We start from the raw sequence: 21419 nt of genomic DNA on the forward strand, positions 1-21419 counted from the left end.
AAAAGGAGAGGAAAACCGGTGTCGGCCGAAAGCGGAGATGCGTGGATGAACGGGCCCGGAACCGACTCAGCTCTGGCACGGCGGCTCGCCACGGCCGTACCGTCCCAGCACCGCAGGCTGGTGACCGAACTGGTGCGCACCGCCGTGACCGAGGCGATCGAAGCGGCCCGGCCGGGCACGGTGGACGGCCTCGACCCGGCCGCCCCGTTCGCCGCGCAGGGACTCGACTCCCTCGCCGCCGTCGACCTGCACCGGCGGCTGACCGAGCGCACCGGGCTCGACCTGCCGGTCGGTGTCGCCTACGACTGCCCGACCGTGCACGACCTCGCGGCCCGTCTGCTCGCCGAGGTCCACGGCCGGGCCGACGTCCCCGACGAGCCGGCCGCCGACGGCAGCGCCGACGAACCCGTCGCGGTCGTCGGCATCGGCTGCCGCTTCCCCGGCGGCATCTCCTCGCCCGCCGACCTGTGGCGGCTGCTCACCGAGGGCGGCGAGGTGCTGTCCGGCTTCCCGCAGGACCGCGGCTGGGACCTGGACGCCCTCTTCGACGAGGACCCCGAGGTGCCCGGCAGCGCCTACGTCCGCAGCGGCGGATTCCTCGACACCGCCACCGAGTTCGACGCCGACTTCTTCGGCATCAGCCCGCGCGAGGCGCTCGGCATGGACCCCCAGCAGCGGCTCGTCCTGGAGACCTCCTGGCAGGCCCTGGAGGACGCCGGCATCGACCCCACGGGGCTGCGCGGCACGCCGGCCGGCATGTTCTTCGGCGCCGAGGTGCAGGAGTACGGGCCGCGTCTGCACGACGCCCCGGACGGACTCGACGCCTACCTGCTCGCCGGGAACGCGAGCAGTGTCATCTCCGGCCGCGTCGCCTACGTGCTGGGCGCCGAGGGACCGGCCGTCACCGTCGACACCGCGTGCTCCGCCTCCCTGGTCGCCGTCCACCTGGCGTGCCGCTCGCTGCGGCAGGGCGAGTCCTCGCTGGCGCTCGCGGGCGGTGTCGCCGTCATGGGCGGCCCCGGTGTGTTCACCGCCTTCAGCCGGCAGCGGGGCCTCGCGCCCGACGGCCGCTGCAAGGCGTTCGCCGCCGCGGCGGACGGCACCGGATTCGCCGAGGGCGTCGGTGTGCTCGTCCTGGAGCGGCTGAGCGACGCGCGCCGCAACGGGCACCGCGTCCTCGCCCTCGTGCGCGGCTCGGCCGTCAACCAGGACGGCGCCTCCAACGGCCTCACCGCGCCCAACGGCACCTCCCAGCAGCGGCTCATCCGCCGGGCACTCGCCGACGCCGGCCTCACCGCCGCCGACGTCGACGTGGTCGAGGCGCACGGCACCGGCACCCGGCTCGGCGACCCCATCGAGGCGACCGCGCTGCTGGCCACCTACGGCCGGGGCCGGCCCGCCGACGCCCCGCTGCTGCTCGGCTCGGTCAAGTCCAACCTCGGCCACACCCAGGCCGCCGCCGGCGTCGCCGGCATGATCAAGACGATCCTCGCCATGCGGCACGGCCGGGTACCGGCGACCCTGCACGTCGACGCCCCCACCCCGAACGTCAACTGGGCCTCCGGCGCCGTCGAACTCGTCACCGAGGAGCGCGCCTGGCCGCAGACCGGCCGGGCCCGGCGCGCGGGCGTGTCCTCGTTCGGCGTCAGCGGAACCAACGCCCACGTCATCCTGGAGGAGCCGGACCCCGCGGACGCCGGTCCGCCGCAGGGGCCGGGGTCCGGGGCGCGGAACGCCGGGTCCGTGCCCGCCGGCGCCCCCCTGCCCTTCGCCCTGTCCGCCCGCGGCGAGGCCGCCCTGCGGGCCCGTGCCGCCGAGCTGCTGCCTCTCGTGGACGAGGCCGACCCCCTCGACCTCGCCCACTCGCTGGCCACCACCCGGGCCGCCCTCGACGACCGGGCCGTGCTCGTCGCCGCCGACCGCGACGAACTGCGCGCCGCACTGCAGGACCTGGCCTCGGGAGCCACCCCGCTCACCGCGCGCGTCGACGGCGAGCTGGCCTTCCTGTTCACCGGGCAGGGCAGCCAGCGGATCGGCATGGGCCGCGAACTGGCCGCCGCCCACCCGGTGTTCGCCGACGCCCTGGACGAGGTCTGCGCCCACTTCGACCTCCAGCTCGACCGGCCGCTGGCGGACGTCCTGTTCGCCGCGCCCGGCGCCCCGGAGGCCGAGCTGCTGCACCGTACCGAGTACGCGCAGCCCGCCCTGTTCGCCGTGGAGGTCGCCCTCCACCGGCTCCTGGAGAGCTGGGGCCTCGTCCCGGACCAGCTCGCCGGGCACTCCGTCGGCGAGATCGCCGCCGCGCACGCGGCCGGCGTGCTCACCCTCCAGGACGCGACGATCCTGGTCGCCGCGCGTGGCCGGCTCATGCAGGCGCTGCCCGAGGGCGGCGCCATGGTCGCCGTACGCGGCGCCGAGGACGAGGTCGCGCCGCTGCTCACCCCGCGCACCGGCATCGCCGCCGTCAACGGGCCCGCCTCCGTCGTGGTCTCCGGCGACGCGGACGACGTCGAGCGCATCGCCGCCGAACTCGCCGCGCGCGGCCACGACACCAAGCGGCTGCGGGTCAGCCACGCCTTCCACTCGCCGCTGATGGAACCGATGCTGGACGCGTTCCGGCGCGTGGTGAACGTCCTCGACTTCGCCGAGCCGCGACTGCCGGTGGTCTCCACCGTCACCGGCGGGCCCGTCACCACCGAGCTGTGCGACCCCGAGTACTGGGTGGAGCACGTACGCGCCCGGGTCCGCTTCCACGACGCCGTCCGCGCCCTCGCCGACGCCGGGGTCCGCACCTTCCTGGAGGTCGGCCCCGACGCCGTGCTGACCGCGATGGGCCCCGACTGCACCGACGTACCCGGCGCCGCCTTCCTGCCGGTGCTGCGGCGCGAGCGGCCCGAGGCCCGCGAGGCCGTCGGCGCGCTCGCCGCCGCCCACGCCCGCGGCGTCCCCGTCGACTGGCGGCGGCACTTCACCGGCCTCGGCGGGCGCCGGACCGACCTGCCGCCCTACCCGTTCCAGCGGCGCCGCTTCTGGCTGGAGCAGCGCGCCGCCACCGACGCCGCGGGCCTCGGCCAGCTCCCCGCCGGCCACCCGCTGCTGGCCGCCGTGGTGGCCGTCGGCGCCGAGGGCGTCGTACTGACCGGGCGGCTGTCCACCCGCACCCAGCCCTGGCTCGCCGACCACGTCATCGCCGGACGGGTGCTGTTCCCGGGCACCGCCTTCGTCGAACTCGCCCTGCGCGCCGGCGAACACGCCGGCGCGCACACCCTGGAGGAACTGACCCTCGGCGCCCCGCTCGTGCTGCGCGCCGACGAGGACGTCGCCGTCCAGGTCGCCGTCGGCGAACCCGACGAGGCCGGCCGCCGCCCCGTCACGGTCCACACCCGCGCCGACGAGGCCGCCCCCTGGACCCAGCACGCCGCCGGCGTCCTCACCCCCGCCGCCCCCGCCGCCTCGGCCGGCCCGACCGAGTGGCCCCCGTCAGGCGCCCGGCCGCTCGACACCGCCCGCGTCTACGCGGACCTCGCCGACCAGGGCTACGGGTACGGCCCCGCCTTCCAGGGCCTGCGCGCCGCCTGGCGGCACGGCGACGACGTCTACGCCGAGGTCTTCCTGCCCGACGAAGCCGCCGCCGACGCCGCGCAGTTCGGCCTGCACCCGGCCCTGCTGGACGCGGCCCTGCACGCCGCCGACCTCGATGCCCCGCCGCGCCCCGAGGTCCTGGTGCCGTTCGCCTGGAGCGGCGTCACCCTGCACGCCACCGGCGCCCGAGCCCTCCGGGTCAGGATCACCCGCGCCGGCGGCGACACCATCGCCCTGCGCCTCGCCGACGCCACCGGCGCCCCGGTCGCCGACATCGAGGCCCTGACCTCCCGTCCCGTACCGGCGGGCGACGTCCTGTACGCGGTGCGGTGGTCGCCGTACCCCCGCCCGGCGACCACCGCGCCACCCCTGCGCACCGCCGTCCTCACGGACTCCGTGGACGCCCTGTTCGACGGCCCCGCCCCGGACGCCGTCGTCCACCGCGTGCCCGGCCCGGCGGACGCCGACGCCACCACGGCGCGCGCCCACGTCCACCACGTCCTGCGGCTGCTGCGCACCTGGCAGGAGGACGAGCGCCTGGCCGGCACCCGGCTCGTCGTCGTCACCCCGCCCGGCAGCCCCGCCCACGCCGCCGTCCGCGGCCTGGTCCGGTCCGCCCAGGCGGAGAACCCCGGCCGCTACGTCCTCGTCGAGCACGAGCAGCTGCCCGGCGACGCCGACCTGCGCCAGGTCCTCGCCACCGGCGAACCCGAACTGTCCCTCGCCGACGGCACCTTCAGCGTGCCCCGGCTGACCGCCCAGCCCGCCGGAGACCACACCGCCCCCGACTGGGGCACCGTCCTCGTCACCGGCGGCACCGGCGGCCTCGGCGCGCTGCTCGCCCTGCACCTGGTCCGCGCCCACGGCGTGCGCCGCCTGGTGCTCGCCGGCCGCCGCGGCACGGCCCCCGCCCTGCACGCCGAACTCACCGCGCTCGGCGCCGAGGTGACCGTCGCCGCCTGCGACGTGGGCGACCGCGAGGCGTTGCGCCGGCTGCTGGCCGAGCACCCCGTCGACTCCGTCGTGCACGCGGCGGGCACCGTGCGCGACGGCGTCGTGGACACCCTCACCGACGCGATGGTGGACGAGGTCTTCCACGCCAAGGCGCTGGGCGCCTGGCACCTGCACGAGCTGACCCGGGACCGCGACCTCGCCCACTTCGTGCTGTTCTCCTCCCTCGCCGCCGTCCTCGACGGCCCCGGCCAGGGCAACTACGCCGCCGCCAACGCCTACCTCGACGCCCTCGCCGCGTACCGCGCCGCCCTCGGCCTGCCCGCCACCGCGCTCGCCTGGGGCCTGTGGGACACCGACAGCGGCATGGGCGCCGCACTGGACGAGGCCGCCCGCGAGCGCATCGCGGCCTACGGCGTCCCGGGCCTGTCCGCCGCACGCTCCCTGGAGCTGTTCGACGCCGCCGTCCGCTCCCGCGCGCCCCACCTCGTCCCCGTCGAGATCGACGCCGCCGCCGTGCGCCGCCGCCCCGACGGCGTACCGCCGCTGCTGACCGGCCTGGTCCGCCCGGTCACCCGCCGTGCCGCCGCCGGCGCCGCACCCGCCACCGCCACGGACGGACAGCTCGCGGCGCTGCCCGCCGCCGACCGCGACCGCGCCCTGCTCGACCTGGTGCGCACCGAGGTCGCGGCCGTCCTCCGGCACGACGGGCCGTCCGCCATCGACCCCGGCCGGGCCTTCACCGACCTCGGCTTCGACTCCCTGGCGGCCGTGGAGCTGCGCAACCGGCTGGGCACCGCCACCGGGCTGCGGCTGCCCGCCACCCTCGTCTTCGACCACCCCACCTCCCGCGCCCTCGCCGAGCACGTCCGCGACACCCTCTTCGGCACCGGCCCGCAGGACACCCCCGCCGTCGCCACCCGCACCGCACCGGACGACGACCCGATCGCCATCGTCGGCATGAGCTGCCGCTACCCCGGCGGGGTCCGCTCCCCGGAGGACCTGTGGCGGCTCGTCGCCGACGGCGTCGACGCGGTCGGCGGCTTCCCGGCCGACCGCGGCTGGAACACCGAGGCGCTGTACGACCCCGAGCCGGGCACCCCCGGCCGCACCTACACCCGCGAGGGCGCCTTCCTGTACGACGCAGCCGAGTTCGACCCCGGCTTCTTCGGCATCAGCCCCCGCGAGGCCACCGCCATGGACCCGCAGCAGCGGCTGCTGCTGGAGGCGTCCTGGGAGGCGCTGGAGCGCTCCGCCATCGACCCGCAGCGGCTGCGGGGCTCGCGCACCGGCGTGTTCGCGGGCGTCATGTACCACGACTACGGCACCTGGCTCGCCGAGGTGCCCGAGGACCTCGCCGCCTACCTCGGCAACGGCAGCCTCGGCAGCGTCGTCTCCGGCCGGGTCGCCTACGCCCTCGGCCTGGAAGGACCGGCCGTCACCGTCGACACCGCCTGCTCCTCCTCCCTGGTCACCCTGCACCTGGCGGCGCAGGCGCTGCGGCAGGGCGAGTGTGACCTCGCCCTGGTCGGCGGCGTGACCGTCATGTCGACCCCGGACACCTTCATCGACTTCGCCCGGCAGCGCGGACTGGCCGCCGACGGCCGCTGCAAGTCCTTCGCCGCCGCGGCCGACGGCACCGGCTGGGGCGAGGGCGCCGGCGTCCTCGTCGTGGAACGCCTCTCCGACGCGCGCCGCAACGGCCACCGCGTGCTCGCGGTGGTCCGCGGCTCCGCCGTCAACTCCGACGGCGCCTCCAACGGCCTGACCGCGCCCAACGGCCCCTCCCAGCAGCGCGTCATCCGCGCCGCGCTGGCCGCCGCCGGGCTCGGCCCCGCCGACGTCGACGCCGTCGAGGCGCACGGCACCGGCACCACCCTCGGCGACCCGATCGAGGCCCAGGCGCTGCTGGCCACCTACGGCCAGGACCGCGCCGAACCGCTGTGGCTCGGCTCGGTCAAGTCCAACATGGGGCACACCCAGGCCGCCGCCGGTGTCGCCGGTGTCATCAAGATGGTCATGGCGATGCGCAACGGGGTCCTGCCGCGGACCCTGCACGTCGACGCGCCGTCCCCCCAGGTCGACTGGGACGCCGGCGCGGTGCGGCTGCTCACCGAGCGGCGCCCGTGGCCCGCCCTCGGCCGGCCGCGCCGCGCCGGTGTGTCCTCCTTCGGCATCAGCGGCACCAACGCCCACGTGATCCTGGAGGAGTTCCCCGAGCCCGAACCCGCCGAGCCGGACCCCGCCACCGCCCCGCCGCTGCTCGCCCTGCCCGTCTCCGCCCGCTCGCCCGAAGCCCTGCGCGGCCAGGCCCGGCGCCTGCGCGAGCTGGCCGGCGCCACCGCGGCCGACCTCGGCCTGGCCTTGGCCACCACCCGCGGCACCCACCCGCACCGCGCCGTGCTCCTCGCCGGCGGCGACGACGAGGCCGCCGCCGCGCTGGACTCCCTGGCCCACGGCACCGAGGCTCCCGGGCTGCTCGTCACCGGCTCCGCCACCGACGGCACCCTGGCCTACCTGTTCTCCGGCCAGGGCGCCCAGCGCCCCGGCATGGGCCGCGACTGGTACGACGCCTTCCCGGTCTACGCCGAGCACTTCGACCGCGCCGCCGCCCTCTTCGACAAGCACCTCGAACGGCCCCTGGCCGAGGTCGTGTTCGGCGACGACCCGAAGACCCTGGAACAGACCGCCTACACCCAGGCCGCGCTGTTCACCACCCAGGTCGCGCTCTACCGGCTGCTGGAGTCCTTCGGGCTGCGCCCCGACTGGCTGGCCGGCCACTCCGTCGGCGAGTTCGCCGCCGCGCACGTCGCGGGCGTGTGGTCGCTGCCGGACGCCGTCACCGCGGTCGCCGCCCGCGGCCGGCTCATGCAGGCGCTGCCCGAGGGCGGCGCGATGACCGCCGTACAGGCCACTGAGGAGGAGGTGGCCGCGCTGCTGGACGGACGGTGCGGGATCGCCGCCGTCAACGGCCCGCGCGCCGTGGTCGTCTCCGGCGACGAGGACGCCGTCGCCGAGGTCGCCGCGCACTTCCCGACGGCCCGCCGGCTGCGCGTCTCGCACGCCTTCCACTCGCCCCGCATGGAGCCCATGCTGGCCGCGTTCCGGGAGGTCATGACCGGCATCGAGGCCGGCGAACCGACCGTGCCGATCGTCTCCACCCTCACCGGCGCCCCGGCCACCGCCGCCGAACTCGGCTCCGCCGACTACTGGGTACGGCACGTGCGGCAGACCGTGCGCTTCGCCGACGCCGTCACCACGCTGGCCGCGAAGGGCGCCGGCACCTTCCTCGAACTCGGCGCCGCACCCGTGCTCACCGCCCTCGGCCCCGACTGCCTGCCGGACGGCGCGGACACCGCGTTCGTCCCGGCCGGCCGCAAGGACACCGACCCGCTGCCCGGCCTGCTGACCGCCCTGGCCACCGTGCACACCCGCGGCTTCGACGTCGACTGGGCGGCGCTCTACGCCTCGTACGAGGGCCGCCGGGTCGACCTGCCCACCTACGCCTTCGAGCACCGCCGGTACTGGCTGCCCACGCCCGCCGTCGCGGCCGGCGACGCCGCCGGACACGGGCTCGCCGACGCCGGCCACCCGCTGGTCAGCGCCCGCCTGGACCTGCCCGGGGACGCCGGGGTCCTGCTCACCGGCCGGATCTCCGCCGCCACCCACCCCGTCCTCGCCGAACACGCCGTGCTGGGCACGGTCCTGGTGCCCGGCGCCGCGCTGGTCGACCTCGCCCTGCACGCCGGCCGCCTCACCGGACGCCCCGTCGTGGAGGAGCTGACCCTCCAGGCCCCGCTGGTGCTGGCCGCGGACACCGCCGTCCACCTCCAGGTCGCCACCGGACCCGACGGCACCGTCGAGATCCACTCACGCCCCGAGAACGCCCCGGCGGACGAGGGCTGGACCCGGCACGCCACCGGCACCCTCACCGGCTCCGCCACCGCGCCCCCGCCCCCGCCCGGCGCCTGGCCGCCGCCCGGCGCCACCCCGCTCGACGTCACCGGCCTCTACCCGCGCCTGCACGCCGAGGGATACGACTACGGGCCCGTCTTCCGCGGCGTCAAGGCCGCCTGGCGGCACGGCGACTCACTCCTCGCCGAACTCGAACTCCCCGACTCCGCACGGCAGGACGCCGCCCGGCACACCCTGCACCCGGCCCTGCTGGACTCCGCCCTGCACGTCACCTCCCTCGCCGACGGCGAACCGGGCGAGACGTCCGACGGCATCGCCCTGCCCTTCGCCTGGACCGGCGTCGCCGCGCACGGCCAGGGCGGGCTCACCGCCCGCGTCCGGGTCACCCCCGGCCCCGACGGCACCCGCATCGACCTCGCGGACGGCGAGGGCCGGCCCCTCGCCACCGTCGAGTCCTACGTCACCCGGCCGGTCACCGCCGACCGGCTCACCCAGCGGCAGCGCCACCTCTACGCCGTCACCGACGAACCGCTGCCCGAGACCGCCGGACGCCCCGGCCGCCGCACCTGGGCGGTCCTCGGCGACGACGACCTCGGCCTCGGCGTCCCCGTGCACGCCGGCCTGGAAGCACTCGGCGCCCCCGTGCCCGACGTGGTGATCCTGCCGGTCGGCGCGCCGCCCGCCGACGGCGAACGGCTGCCGGGCGCCGTGCGGGCCGTGCTCGACCGCACCCTCACCACCCTGCGGGCCTGGACGGCCGACGACCGGTACACCGGGTCCGTGCTGGTGGTCCTCACCGGTGGCGGCCTCGCCGACGCCGCCGTGCACGGTCTGGTGCGCGCCGCGCAGGCCGAGGACCCCGGCCGCATCCTGCTCGTCGCACGGACCGGCCCCGACGGCCCCGTACCGGACCGGGCCGCGCTCGCCGCCCTCCTCGACTCCGGGGAGCCGGAGGTCCGCTGGCGCGACGGCCGCGCACACGCCCCGCGCCTGGTGCGCGCCGACGACTCCCCGGCACCGGACCGCCCGTGGGGCACCGTCCTCGTCACCGGCGGCACCGGCGGACTCGGCGCCCTCGTCGCCCGGCACCTGGCCGCCCGGCACGGCGTCACCCGCCTGGTGCTCACCAGCCGCCGCGGGCCCGGCGCGCCCGGCGCCGCCGGCCTGCGCGCGGACCTGGCGGAACTGGGCGCCGAGGCGGAGATCGTCGCCTGCGACGTGTCCGACCGCGCCGCCCTCGCCGCCCTGCTCACCGCGCACCCCGTGGACAGCGTCGTCCACACCGCCGGCGTCCTGGACGACGGCCTGGTGGCCTCCCTGACCCCGAAGCGGCTGGACACCGTGCTGCGGCCCAAGGCGGACGCCGCCTGGCACCTGCACGACCTCACCCGGGACCGGGAACTGTCCCGCTTCGTGCTGTTCTCCTCGGCCGCCGGCACCCTCGACGCCTCCGGCCAGGGCAACTACGCCGCCGCCAATGCCTTCCTCGACGCGCTGGCCGCCCACCGCGCCGCACTCGGCCTGCCCGCCACCTCCCTCGCCTGGGGACTGTGGTCCGGCGGCGGCATGGGCGCCACCCTCGACCAGGCCGGCGTCCAGCGCATCGAACGCTCCGGCATCGGCGCGCTCGACCCGGACGAGGGACTGGAGCTGTTCGACACCGCCGTGGCCACCGGCAGCCCCGCCCTGGTACCGGTACGGCTGGACACCGCGGCCCTGCGCCGGCGCGGCGACGACGTCCCGGCCGTGCTGCGGACCCTGGCCGGCGTCACCGCCCGCACGGACGGCGACGACCCGGCCCGCACCCTGGGCGAGCGGCTGGCCGGACTCCCCGCCGCCGACCACGAGCACACCGTCCTGGAGGCGGTCCGCACCGAGGTCGCCGCCGTCCTCGGCCACGCCGGACCGTCCGCCGTCGAACCGCGCCGCGCCTTCACCGAACTCGGCTTCGACTCGCTCGCCGCCGTCGAACTGCGCAACCGGCTGAACGCGGTCTGCGGACTGCGCCTGCCCTCCACGCTGATCTTCGACTACGCCACCCCGGCGGCCCTCGCCGGCCACCTCCTGGAACGGCTCCTCCCGGACACCGCGCCGGACGCCGAGCCCCCGGCCCCCGCGCACGGCGACGACGAACTGCGCGCCCTGATCTCCCGCATCCCCGTCGCCCGCATCCGGGAAGCCGGCCTGCTCGACAGCCTGCTGAAGCTGTCCGAGCGGGCCCCGGCCCCCGCCCCAGCCGACCGTGCCCTGGACATCAAGTCCATGGCCGTCGCCGACCTGGTGCGCGCCGCGCTCGACCGCAGCGCCACCCAGTGACACCGCCCCGGTGCCGGACGACGCGCCGCGTCCGGCACCGGGCCACCCGTACCGGCGCACCTCCACCGCGTCACCAGCGCCGCCGAACCAGCAGGGAGCGACACCGACCGTGGACACATCCGTCGAGCAGATCGTCGAGGCGCTGCGCGAGTCATTGCTCGAGAACGAGCGGCTGCGCCAGCAGAACGCCCAGCTCACCGATGCGGCGCAGGAGCCCGTCGCGATCGTCGCCATGAGCTGCCGCTACCCCGGCGGCGTCACCACCCCCGAACAGCTGTGGGAACTGGTCGACACCGGCACGGACGCCGTCGGCGACTTCCCCGCGGACCGCGGCTGGGACGTCGAGGGCATCTACGACCCCGACCCCGACGCCCCCGGCAAGACACATGTGCGCGAGGGCGGGTTCCTGTACGACGCGCCGCGGTTCGACCCCGGCTTCTTCGGCATCAGCCCCCGCGAGGCCATCGCCATGGACCCGCAGCAGCGGCTGCTGCTGGAGACGTCCTGGGAGGCCTTCGAACGCGCCGGCATCGACCCGCACACCCTCAAGGGCAGCCGCACCGGCATCTACGCCGGCGTCATGTACCACGACTACGGCAGCTGGCTCACCGAGGTACCGGAGGGCGTCGAGGGCTACCTCGGCAACGGCAACCTGGGCAGCGTCGCCTCCGGCCGCGTCTCCTACACCCTCGGCCTGGAAGGCCCCGCCGTCACCGTCGACACCGCCTGCTCCTCCTCGCTCGTCGCCCTGCACCTCGCGGTGCAGGCACTGCGCACCGGCGAGTGCGACCTCGCCCTCGCGGGCGGCGTCACGGTCATGTCCACCCCGGACACCTTCATCGACTTCTCCCGCCAGCGCGGGCTCGCGCTGGACGGCCGCTGCAAGTCCTTCGCGGAGGGCGCGGACGGCACCGGCTGGGGTGAGGGCGCCGGCCTGCTCCTGCTGGAACGGCTCGGCGACGCCCGGCGCCACGGCCACCGCGTCCTGGCCGTGGTGCGCGGCTCGGCCGTCAACCAGGACGGCGCCTCCAACGGCCTGACCGCCCCCAACGGCCCCTCCCAGCAGCGGGTCATCCGCGCCGCCCTCGCCGACGCCCGCCTGGAACCCCGCCAGGTGCACGCCGTCGAGGCCCACGGCACCGGCACCCCGCTCGGCGACCCGATCGAGGCCCAGGCCCTGCTCGCTACCTACGGCCAGGGCCGCGCCGAACCGCTGTGGCTCGGCTCGGTCAAGTCCAACATCGGGCACACCCAGGCCGCCGCCGGTGTCGCCGGCGTCATCAAGATGGTGATGGCCATGCGGCACGGCCGGCTGCCCAGGACCCTGCACGCCGAACAGCCGACCTCCCAGGTCGACTGGGCGGAGGGCGCCGTCGAACTGCTGAGGGACGCCCGCGACTGGCCCGCCGACGGCGAGCCCCGCCGCGCCGCCGTCTCCTCCTTCGGCATCAGCGGCACCAACGCCCACGTCATCATCGAGGCCGCCCCGGAGCCCGAGGCCCGCGCGGAGGACCCCTCCTGGACCGGACCGCTGCCGCTGGTGCTGTCCGGCCACGGCGAACAGGGCCTCGCCGCCCAGGCCCGCGGCCTCCTGGACCACCTCACCACCGGCGCCGACCCCGTCCCCGACGTCGCCCACACCCTCGCCACCGGACGCGCCGCGCTCACCGAACGGGCCGTCGTCACCGGCGCCGGCCTGCCCGCCCTCACCGCGGGCCTGACCGCCCTCGCCGAAGGCGGCACCGCGCCCAACGTGGTACGCGGCAGGCCCGCGGCCGAGTCCCGGATCGCCTTCGTCTTCCCCGGACAGGGCTCCCAGTGGGCCGGGATGGCCGCCGACCTGCTCGACACCTCGCCCGAGTTCGCCGCGCGCATGACCGACTGCGCCGCCGCCCTCGCACCCGTCACCGACTGGGACCTCATCGAGACCGTGCGGGCGCGGCAGCCGCTGGAGCGGGTGGACGTCGTCCAGCCCGTGCTGTGGGCGATCATGGTGTCGCTCGCCGAGGTGTGGCGCGCCCACGGCGTGCGGCCCGCCGCCGTCATCGGCCACTCCCAGGGCGAGATCGCCGCCGCCTGCGTGGCCGGCGCGCTCTCCCTCGCCGACGGCGCCCGCGTCGTCGCCCTGCGCAGCCAGGCCATCGCCCGCGAACTCTCCGGCCGCGGCGGCATGATGTCGGTGGCGCTGCCCGAGGCCCGGGTGCGCGACCTCATCGCCCGCTACGACGGCCGGGTCTCGGTGGCCGCCGTCAACGGCGCCTCCTCCGTGGTGCTGTCCGGCGACGCCGACGCCCTCGACGAACTCCGGGAGACGATCGTGGCCGGCGGCGACCGGGCCAAGCGGCTCCCCGTGGACTACGCCTCGCACTCCGCGCACGTCGAGTCGATCAGGGAGCGGCTCCTCGCCGACCTGGCGGGCGTCCAGGCCCGGCCCGCCGAGGTGCCGTTCTACTCCACCGTCACCGGCGCCCGGCTCGACACCACGCGCCTCGACGCCGGCTACTGGTACACCAACCTGCGCCAGAGCGTGCTGTTCGAGCCCACCACCCGCACCCTGCTCGACGCCGGGTACGGGGTGTTCGTGGAGTGCAGCCCGCACCCCGTGCTGCTGCACAGCATCGAGGAGACCGCCGACGCCGCCGGCGCCGACGTCACCGGCCTCGGCTCGCTGCGCCGCGACGACGGCGGCCCGGAACGCGTGCTGACCGCGCTGGGCGAGGCCTTCGTCGCGGGCGTCCCGGTCGACTGGTCCGCCGTGTTCGACGGCATGCCGGTCCGCGCCGCCGACCTGCCCACCTACGCCTTCCAGCGCGACCGGTACTGGCTCGGCCGGTCCGCCGCCGGCGGTGACGTCACCGCCGCCGGCCTCGACACCACCGGCCACCCGCTGCTGGGCGCCGCCGTCCCGGTCGCCGAGGGCGGCACCCTGTTCACCGGCCGCCTCTCCACCGCCACCGCCCCCTGGCTGGCCGACCACGCCGTGTCCGGCACCACCCTGCTGCCCGGCACCGCCCTGGTCGAGCTGGCGCTCGGCGCGGGCCACGACCTCGGCTGCGGACACCTCGCCGAACTGACCCTCCAGGCACCGCTGCCGCTGCCCGAGCGGGGCGCGGTCCAGCTCCAGCTGCACGTGGCCGCCGCCGACGAGGGCGGACACCGCGCGCTGACCGTCCACTCCCGCCCCGAGGGCGCCGACGACACGGCCTGGACCCTGCACGCCACCGGCCTGCTCGCCCCTCGGTCCGCCCCGCCGTCCTTCGACCTGACGGCCTGGCCGCCCCGGGGCGCGCGCCCCGTGCCGGTCGAGGACGCCTACGACCGCCTCACCGGCCTCGGCTACGACTACGGGCCCGCCTTCCAGGGGCTGCGCGCGGTCTGGCGGCGCGGCGACGAGACCTTCGCCGAGGTCGAACTGCCGGTCGAGCGCGAGGGTTTCGCCCTGCACCCGGCCCTGTTCGACGCCGCCCTGCACGCCGACGGCCTCGCCGCGGACGGTTCCCCCGCCGACGGCCAGGTCACCGCCCGGCTGCCCTTCGCCTGGACCGGGGTCTCGCTGTACGCGGCCGGGGCCACCGCCCTGCGGGTCCGGCTGCACGGCGGTGAGACGCTCGCCATCCAGCTCGCCGACCCCACGGGCGCCCCGGTCGCCGAGGTGGAGGCCCTCGTCTCCCGGCCCGTCGACCCGGCCGCCCTCACCCAGGCCGCCCGCCCGGACGACCTGTACCGCCTGGACTGGCCGGCCCTGCCCGTGCCCGAGGCGCCCGCGCCCGGCTTCGCCGTCCTGGACGAGCACGGCCCGGCCGCGCTGGACACCGTGCCCGCCTGGGTGGTGCTGCCGGCCGGCGACCCCGACCCGGTCACCGGCGCGCGCCGGGCGACCGAGCGGGTGCTGGCCGCCGTACAGGACTGGCTGGCCGACGAACGCACCGCCTCCGCACGGCTGCTGGTGCTCACGCGGGGCGCCGTCGCCGTGGGGGAGGAGGACGTCACCGATCTGGCGGGGGCCGCCGTGTGGGGCCTGGTCCGGGCCGCGCAGGGCGAGCACCCGGAGCGGTTCGTACTCGTGGACGGCGCAGACGCCGACGCCGCCGTGGCCGTCGCGGCGGCCACCGGGGAACCCCAGCTCGCCCTGCGCAACGGCACCGTGCACGTGCCCCGGCTCGCCCGCGCCACGCCGGCGGGACAGGCGCCCGCCCTCGACCCGGACGGCACCGTGCTGATCACCGGCGGCACCGGCGTGCTCGGCGCCTTGGTCGCCCGGCACCTGGTCGCCGCGCACGGTGTGCGCCGCCTGGTGCTGGCCGGGCGCAGCGGCACCGCCGCCGACGACTTCGCCGACCTGGACGCGGACGTCGTCGTGGCCCGCTGCGACGCCGCCGACCGCGGCCAACTGGCCCGGCTCCTCGCCGGCGTACCGGCCGAGCACCCGCTGACCGCCGTCGTCCACCTCGCCGGTGTGCTCGACGACGGACTGGTGAGCGACCAGACGCCCGAACGCCTGGACGCCGTACTGCGCCCCAAGGCCGACGCCGCCTGGCACCTGCACGAGCTGACCCGCGACCTCGGCCTCGCCGCGTTCGTGCTGTTCTCCTCCGCCGCCGGCACGGTCGACGGCGCCGGACAGTCCGGCTACGCCGCCGCCAACGCCTTCCTCGACGCGCTCGCCGCCCACCGCAGGCACCAGGGCCTGCCCGCGCACTCGCTGGCCTGGGGCTTCTGGGAGCAGCGCACCGGACTGACCGCCCACCTCACCGACGCCGACGTGGCCCGCATGGCCCGCGCGGGCGTCCGGCCCCTTGCCACCGAGGAGGGCCTGCGGCTGCTCGACGCCGCCCTCGGCGCCGGCGAGCCGCTGCTGCTCCCGGTCGGCCTGGACCTGGCCGTCCTGCGCCGTGCCGGCGACGTGCCGGCCGTGCTGCGCGGCCTGGTGCCCGTGCGCGCCCGCCGTACCGCGGCCTCCCGCGCGGAGACCGGGTCGCTCGCCGACCGGCTGGCCGCCCTCGGTTTCGCCGAACGCGACGCGGCCCTCACCGAACTGGTCCGCACCCACGTCGCCGCCGTCCTCGGCCACGGCGGCGACATGACGCTCGACCCGCGCCGCTCCTTCCGCGAGCTGGGCTTCGACTCGCTCACCGCCGTGGAGCTGCGCAACCGCCTCGGCAACGCGGCCGGCCTGCGCCTGCCCGCCACCCTCGTCTTCGACTACCCCGACGCGGGCGCCCTCGTGGGCTTCCTGCGCGGCGAACTCCTCGGGGACCAGGCCGAGGCCGCCGTCGAGGCCACCGCGCGGGAAGCCGACGAGCCGGTCGCCATCGTCGCCATGGCCTGCCGCTACCCCGGCGGCGTCGGCACCCCCGAGGACCTGTGGCGGCTGCTCGCGGACGGCGGTGACGGCATCGGCGCCTTCCCCGCCGACCGCGGCTGGGACCTGGACGGCCTGTACGACCCGGAGCCGGGCAAGGCCGGCCACTCCTCCACCCGCTCGGGCGGATTCCTGTACGACGCCGCCGACTTCGACCCCGACTTCTTCGGCATCGGCCCGCGCGAGGCCCTCGCCATGGACCCGCAGCAGCGGCTGCTGCTGGAGACGTCCTGGGAGGCGCTGGAGCGGGCCGGCATCGACCCGCACTCCGTGCGCGGCTCGCGCACCGGTGTCTTCGCGGGCGTCATGTACCACGACTACGGCAGCCGGCTGCGGCACGTCCCGGAGTCCGTCCGGGACTACCTCGGCAACGGCAGCCTCGGCAGCGTGGCCTCCGGCCGGGTCGCCTACGCCCTCGGTCTGGAGGGCCCGACGCTCACCGTCGACACGGCCTGCTCGTCGTCCCTGGTGGCACTGCACCTGGCCGCGCAGGCGCTGCGGCAGGGCGAGTGCACCCTGGCCCTGGCCGGCGGTGTCTCCGTGATGTCGACCGTCGACACGTTCGTGGACTTCAGCAGGCAGCGCAACCTGGCCTCCGACGGTCACGCCAAGTCCTTCGCCGACGCCGCCGACGGCACGGCCCTGTCCGAGGGCGCGGGCATGCTCGTCCTGGAGCGGCTGTCGGACGCGCGGCGCAACGGGCATCCGGTGCTGGCCGTCGTCCGGGGTTCCGCCGTGAACCAGGACGGGGCGTCCAACGGCCTGACCGCGCCGAACGGTCCGTCGCAGCAGCGGGTGATCCGGCAGGCGCTGGCGTCGGCCCGGTTGTCGGCGGCGGACGTGGACGTGGTGGAGGCGCACGGCACGGGTACCACGCTGGGTGATCCGATCGAGGCGCAGGCGCTGCTGGCCGCCTACGGCCAGGAGCGCTCCGCCGGCGCCCCGCTGTGGCTGGGGTCGGTGAAGTCGAACATCGGGCACACGCAGGCCGCCGCCGGTGTCGCGGGTGTCATCAAGATGGTCCTGGCGATGCGCAACGGGGTGCTGCCCAGGACCCTGCACGTGGACCGGCCGTCGACCAAGGTCGACTGGAACGCCGGACAGGTGCGGCTGCTGACGGAGGAACAGCCCTGGCCCCGCACCGACCGGCCGCGCCGGGCAGGTGTGTCCTCCTTCGGCATCAGCGGCACCAACGTCCACACCATCATCGAGGAGGCCCCGGCGGAGGAGCCCGCACCGGACACGGACGCGGCACCGGCCCCGCTGCTGCCCCTCGTGATCTCCGGCGCCACCCCCGAGGCACTGGCCGCGCAGGCCGCACGGCTGCGCACGGTCGCCGACCGGCCCCTGCCCGACCTCGCCCGCTCCCTGGCCACCGGCCGCGCCGCCCTCACCCACCGGGCCGCCGTCGTCGCCCGCGACCGGGACGAACTCCTCGCCGGACTCGCCGCGCTGGCCGACGGCACCGCCTCCGACACCGTGGTCCGCGGCCGGCCCGCCGACGGCAAGACCGCCGTCCTCTTCACCGGCCAGGGCGCCCAGCGCCCCGGCATGGGCCGCGCCCTCCACGCCGCCCACCCGGCCTTCCGGCAGGCCCTCGACGAGGTCTGCCAGGCGCTCGACGCACACCTCGAACGCCCGCTGCGGGACGTGATGTGGGCGGAGCCCGGCACCGAGGAGGCCGGCCTGCTCGACCACACCCTCTACACGCAGAGCGCCCTGTTCGCCGTCGAGACCGCCCTGTACCGGCTGCTGGAGTCCAGCGGCGTACGCCCCGACTGGCTCGCCGGGCACTCCATCGGCGAACTGACGGCCGCCCACGTCGCCGGTGTCTGGGACCTGGCGGACGCCGCCCGGCTGGTCGCCGCGCGCGGCCGGCTGATGCAGGCGCTGCCCGCCGGCGGCGCGATGCTCGCCGTCGACGCCACCGAGGAGGAGGTGCGGGAACACCTCGGCCCCGAGGTGTCCGTCGCCGCCGTCAACGGACCCCGCGCCGTCGTCGTGTCCGGCACCGAGGCCGCCGTCGCCGCCGTCGCCGAGGCGTTCTCCGGCCGCCGCACCAAGCGGCTGCGGGTCAGCCACGCCTTCCACTCCCCGCTGATGGACCCGATGCTGGCGGAGTTCGAGAAGACGGCCCGCGAGCTGCGCTACGCGCCCCCCGCGATCCCTGTCGTCTCCAACGTGACCGGCGCACGCGCGAGCGAGGACGAGCTGTGCGCGCCCGAGTACTGGGTCCGGCACGTCCGCGAGGCGGTCCGCTTCGGCGACGGCGTCCGGACGCTGGAGGCCGACGGGGTGCGCACCTTCCTCGAACTCGGCCCCGACGCCGTCCTGACGGCCATGGGCGCGCAGGCCGCGGCCGACGCCGAACGGTCGGCGTTCGTGCCCGCGCTGCGCCGCGACCGCGACGAGGAGCGGACCTTCGCGACGCTGCTCGGCACCGCCCACGCGCGCGGTGTGACCGTCGACTGGCAGCGGGTCTTCGCCGGCACCGGCGCCCGCCGCACCGATCTGCCGACCTACGCCTTCCAGCGGCGGCGGCTGTGGCTGGACGACGAGCCCGGCGCGGTCACCGACGCCGGCGGGCTGGGCCAGGCACCGGCCGGGCACCCGCTGCTGGGCGCCGCCCTCGAACTCGCCGGCGACGACCGGGTGGCCCTCACCGGCCGGCTGTCCCTCGCCACCCACCCGTGGCTCGCGGACCACGCCGTCGCCGGGGTCGTCCTCGTCCCGGGCAGCGCCTTCGTCGAACTGGCCGTCCAGGCCGGCGACCGCACACAGTGCCCGCGCGTGGACGAACTCACCCTGGAACGGCCCCTGGTCCTGCCCGAGCGGGGCGCCGTCCACCTCCAGGTGGCCGTCGTGGCCCCCGACGCCGAGGGGCGCCGGCAGCTGACCGTGCACGCCCGCCCGGAGGGCGCGGACGGCGAGTGGACCCGGCACGCCACCGGCGTCCTCGCCCCGCACACCGCTCCCGAGCCGGCCCCGGTCGCCGACTGGCCGCCCGCCGGAGCCGTACCCGTGGACGTCACCGGCACCTACGACCATCTCGCCGGCCAGGGCTACCACTACGGCCCGTCCTTCCGCTGCCTGCGCGGCGCCTGGCGGCTCGGCGAGGAGGTCTGGGCCGAACTCGCCCTGCCCGACGCCGGGGCGGCCGACGGCTTCGCACTGCACCCCGCCCTGCTCGACTCCACCCTGCACGCCATCGACCTGCTCGAAGGCCAGGACCCGACCGTGATGACCCTGCCCTTCTCCTGGGAGGGCGTCACCCTGTACGCCACCGGCGCCACGGCCGTCCGGCTGCGCCTCACCCCGCACGGCACCGACCACATGACCCTGCGCCTGTACGACGGCACGGGCGCCCCCGTAGCCGAGGTGACCGCGCTGCGCGTCCGCCAGGTCACCGCCGAACAGCTGAACGCGGCCGCACCGGCAACCGGCGACCTGTACCGGGTCCGCTGGACCGAACTCCCGCTCGCCCCCGCCGACCCGGCACCCGAGCCCCGCACCCTCACCGTGGCCACGGACGGCGAACCCGGCGACGACCTGTCCGCGCCGGCCCGGCGGACCGCCGTGCGGGCACTCGCCGCGCTGCGGCGGGACCTCGTCGACGCGCCCGACGGCGCACCGCTGGTGATGGTGACCCGGTCAGCCGCGGCCGTCCACGCCGACTCCGTGCCCGACCCGGCGCAGGCCGTGCTCTGGGGCATGGTGCGCGCGGCGGCGGTCGAGCACCCCGGCCGGTTCGTGCTCGTCGACACCGACGACGACCCCGCCTCGGCCGCCGTCCTCCCGGCCGCCGTCGCCACCGGGGCACCCGAACTCGCCCTGCGGGCGGGCACGGTGTACGTGCCGGAACTGGCCAAGGCCACGGACGCGGAGCCCGGCCCGGCGCCCGCGCTCGACCCGGACGGCACCGTCCTCGTGACCGGAGGCACCGGCAGCCTCGGCCGGCTGCTGGCCCGGCACCTGGTCACCCGGCACGGCGTACGCCACCTGCTGCTGACCGGCCGGGGCGGGCGGCTGCCCGAACCCGGCGCGCTGGACGACCTGGCCGCCCTCGGCGCGAAGGTGACCGTGGCCGCCTGCGACGCCACCGACCGGGACGCGCTCGCCGCCCTGCTGGCGTCCGTGCCGGCCGAGCACCCGCTGACCGCCGTGGTGCACGCCGCCGGCGTCCTCGACGACGGGCTGCTCAGCGACCTCACGTCCGAGCGGCTGGAGGCGGTCATGCGGCCCAAGGCCGACGCCGCCTGGCACCTGCACGAGCTGACCCGCGACCTCGGCCTCGCCGCGTTCGTCCTGTTCTCCTCCGCCGCCGGCACCCTGGGCGCGGCCGGGCAGGCCAACTACGCCGCCGGGAACGCCTTCCTGGACGCCCTCGCCGCCCGGCGCCGCGCCGAGGGGCTGCCGGCCCTCTCGCTGGGCTGGGGACTGTGGGACACCGGGGAGGGCATGGCGGCCGGTCTCGGTGAGACCGAGCTGCGCCGGCTGGCCCGCGACGGCATCCTGCCGCTGCCCGCCGACCGCGCGCTGGAGCTGTTCGACCGCGCGCTGACCGAGGCGGGCGCCCCCGGCGCCGACCGCGCCCTGCTGCTGCCGGTCCGCGTCCAGGTCACCGCCGACGCCCCCGCCCTGGTGCGGGGCCTCGCCCCGGCGGCCGTGCGCCGCACCGCCCGTGCGGCGGCCACCGAGGCGCCGGCAGCCGCCGAGTCGCTGCCGCTGCGGCTGGCCCGGCTGAGCGCCGCCGACGCCCTGGAGCTGCTGGTGGAGACGGTGTGCGGGCATGTCGCCGACGTCCTCGGACACGGCTCCGGCGGCGCCGTCGACCCCCAGCGCTCCCTGGGCGACCTGGGCGTGGACTCGCTCGCCGCGCTGGACCTGCGCAACCGGCTCAGCGCCGACACCGGCCTGCGGCTGTCCACCACGCTCACCTTCGACTACCCGACCTCCGAGGCCCTCGCCCGGCACCTCTACGAGGAACTGGGCGGGGACACCTCCGGCGATCCGGTCGACATCGAGGCCGAAGTGGTGCGCATGGAGGCGCTGTTGGGCACGGCGCTGGACTCCGCCGCGCTGGACGAGGAGCAGCGGGCCCGGGTGGCGGCCCGGCTGCGCACCCTGAGCGCGCGCTGGGACGGCACCGGCGAGTGGCGGGACGACGGCACCGGGGCCGCCGGGGACACGGGCCTGGAGACGGCCACGGCCGACGAGCTGTTCGGCATCCTGGACGACGAACTGGGCAGCTTCAGCTGAGGCGTGCGCGCGACGCAGCGCGGCCCCACCGGAG

2 protein-coding genes are annotated in these 21419 nt (G+C 77.0%); both read left to right on the plus strand.

All coding sequences use genetic code 11. The features are described 5' to 3' along the window. Positions 1-45 precede the first annotated feature (45 nt). Positions 46-10764 carry an SDR family NAD(P)-dependent oxidoreductase gene (locus ACZ5DC_RS23945; protein WP_468655764.1) on the plus strand — a complete coding sequence of 3573 codons (10719 nt, stop codon included), beginning with the start codon at positions 46-48 and terminating at the stop codon, positions 10762-10764. A 109-nt stretch (positions 10765-10873) separates the two neighbouring features. Then, positions 10874-21385 carry an SDR family NAD(P)-dependent oxidoreductase gene (locus ACZ5DC_RS23950; RefSeq protein ID WP_468655766.1) on the plus strand — a complete coding sequence of 3504 codons (10512 nt, stop codon included), beginning with the start codon at positions 10874-10876 and terminating at the stop codon, positions 21383-21385. Positions 21386-21419 lie beyond the last annotated feature (34 nt).

It is taken from the genome of Streptomyces sp. NPDC031445 (assembly GCF_055581365.1).